Annotated in this window: 1 protein-coding gene; it reads right to left on the bottom strand. The window is 63.1% G+C overall.

Translation table 11 applies throughout. The annotated features are described in order from the left end of the window. A partial coding sequence (gene tuf / locus H0523_RS32015) for an elongation factor Tu (RefSeq protein WP_180180326.1) occupies positions 1–1,137 on the bottom strand: 1,137 nt, incomplete at its 5' end.

Genomic DNA, 1,137 nt, shown 5'->3' with positions numbered 1-1,137 from the left:
TTACTTCAGGATCTTGGCGACGACGCCGGCGCCGACGGTACGACCGCCTTCACGGATGGCGAAACGCAGACCTTCTTCCATGGCGATCGGGGCCAGCAGCTTGACGGTCATCGTCACGTTGTCGCCCGGCAGAACCATTTCCTTGTCGGCCGGCAGGTCGATCGTGCCCGTCACGTCCGTCGTGCGGAAGTAGAACTGGGGACGGTAGCCGTTGAAGAACGGGGTGTGGCGGCCGCCTTCTTCCTTGGACAGGATGTACACCTCGGACGTGAAGTCCGTGTGCGGGGTGATCGAGCCCGGCTTGGCCAGAACCTGGCCGCGCTGGACGTCTTCACGCTTGGTGCCGCGCAGCAGGATGCCCACGTTGTCGCCGGCTTGACCTTGGTCCAGCAGCTTGCGGAACATTTCCACGCCGGTGCAGGTCGTCTTGACCGTCGGGACGATACCGACGATTTCGATTTCTTCGCCGACCTTGATGATGCCGCGTTCGATACGGCCGGTCACCACGGTGCCGCGACCCGAGATCGAGAACACGTCTTCAACCGGCATCAGGAACGCGCCGTCAACGGCACGCTCGGGCGTCGGGATGTAGGTGTCCAGGGCTTGGGCCAGCGACAGGATCGCTTGCTCGCCCAGTTCGCCCTTGTCGCCTTCCAGCGCCAGCTTGGCCGAACCCTTCACGATCGGGGTGTCGTCGCCCGGGAAGTCGTACTTGCTCAGCAGTTCGCGAACTTCCATTTCCACCAGCTCGAGCAGCTCGGCGTCGTCAACCATGTCGGCCTTGTTCAGGAAGACGATGATGTACGGCACGCCAACCTGGCGGCTCAGCAGGATGTGTTCACGCGTTTGCGGCATCGGGCCGTCAGCGGCCGACACGACCAGGATCGCGCCGTCCATCTGGGCGGCGCCCGTGATCATGTTCTTGACGTAGTCAGCGTGGCCCGGGCAGTCAACGTGCGCGTAGTGGCGCGATTCCGTTTCGTACTCGACGTGAGCCGTGTTGATCGTGATGCCGCGTGCCTTTTCTTCAGGAGCCGCGTCGATCTGGTCGTAGCCCTTGGCTTCGCCGCCGAACTTGCTCGACAGAACGGTCGTGATCGCCGCCGTCAACGTCGTTTTGCCGTGGTCAACGTGACC

The organism is Achromobacter insuavis (assembly GCF_902859645.1).
GTDB classification, from domain to species: Bacteria; Pseudomonadota; Gammaproteobacteria; order Burkholderiales; family Burkholderiaceae_B; genus Achromobacter; species Achromobacter insuavis.
This window is presented reverse-complemented; position numbering and strand designations above follow the sequence as displayed.